The organism is Sulfitobacter mediterraneus (assembly GCF_003054325.1).
Lineage (GTDB): Bacteria > Pseudomonadota > Alphaproteobacteria > Rhodobacterales > Rhodobacteraceae > Sulfitobacter > Sulfitobacter mediterraneus.
Genome location: NZ_QBKU01000035.1, coordinates 1 through 1,423, shown reverse-complemented (window position 1 = coordinate 1,423; position 1,423 = coordinate 1). Strand labels below are relative to the sequence as shown.

The following is a 1,423-nucleotide window of genomic DNA, read 5'->3' as shown; positions in this document are numbered from 1 at the left end:
CGCCCGCAGATGTCTACTTCGGGCGTGACAAAGCCATTCTAAAACAACGCGAAAGGATCAAACGCAAGACGCTCGAAACGCGACGCTTGCATCACGGCAAACACGCCGCATAATCACACTAACCAGATGAGCCAAACTCTCACTTAGTTTAAGCCGCTCTTGGTTCCAAAATCCCTGACGACGGACAGTCTTGGTTTTGGCTCCCAAAAAGCTGCGAGAGAACTGGACGGTCTATACGGTCAACGACAAGCGCAACCTCTTGGCGGCAGATCGTTTTGGCTATGATGTTTTAAATCATACTGACCTGAGCAGAGACAAAGGTCGTTCAGGCGAAATCAATTTGGAAACCCTGAACTGGGGCAATTACGACCTCATCGTGATCGATGAATCCCACAACTTCCGCAACAACAATGCAAAGAAAGAGGGTGTAACACGCTATCAAAGGTTGATGGAAGACGTGATAAAATCAGGCGTTAAGACCAAGGTTTTGATGCTCTCCGCCACTCCCGTGAACAACCGGTTAAACGATCTAAAAAACCAAGTTTCGTTTATTACTGAAGGTGTAGACTCTGCTTTTGACGCACAGGGGGTGGCAAGTATTGATCTGACACTTCGCCGTGCGCAAACTCAATTCAATGCGTGGGTAAATCTGCCCGAAGAAAATCGAACGACCGAACGTTTGTTGGACAGTTTGCATTTTGGATACTTCCGACTTCTGGACCTCCTGACGATTGCTCGTTCCCGAAAGCACATTGAGAAGTATTACGACACTGCTGAGATAGGAAAGTTCCCAGAACGCCTACAGCCCAAGAACATCAAGGCTGATATCGATAAGGAAAATCAGTTTCCGCCGCTGAAGGAAATCAACAGAAACATCAAGCTACTCAGCCTCGCCGCATATGCGCCACTCGACTATGTCCTAGAGGGAAAAAAGGAAGAGTACAGCCGCAAATACGACCAGCAAGTTCGTGGCGGGAAAGGCGTGCTGAAACAGGCAGACCGAGAGAGAAGCTTGATACACTTGATGCGTGTCAATCTCCTCAAGCGCATGGAAAGCTCTATCCATTCTTTTGCGCTGACAGTCGAGAAGTTACATTCATCGGTTGGGACCCTACTGGAAAAAATCGAAAAGCACCAAATGTCAGAAGTTGAAGAGCTTTCGATTGAAGATATCGAAACGGATTCATCCGAACTAGATGACATGATGATCGGGAGAAAGATCAAGGTTCTCATTCAGGACATGGACTTGATTCGATTGAAGCAAGACCTGACAGCCGACCATCTGCTTCTGGGCTTCTTACTTCGAGAAGCGCAACAGGTTGGATCTCTGAACCGCCCCGGTTTTACCGGAGACTGTTAAGCTCGTATTTCAAGCTGCAATGTCGTCAGTTTTCAAGCCTTGATAGTATGCGTCCTCGGCTTC

Annotated in this window: 1 protein-coding gene; it reads left to right on the top strand. The window is 47.7% G+C overall.

The annotated features are described in order from the left end of the window. Positions 1 to 196 precede the first annotated feature (196 nt). A complete protein-coding gene (locus tag C8N31_RS20135; RefSeq protein WP_249031131.1) occupies positions 197 to 1,360 on the top strand; it encodes a DEAD/DEAH box helicase family protein in 1,164 nt (387 codons plus the stop codon). Positions 1,361 to 1,423 lie beyond the last annotated feature (63 nt).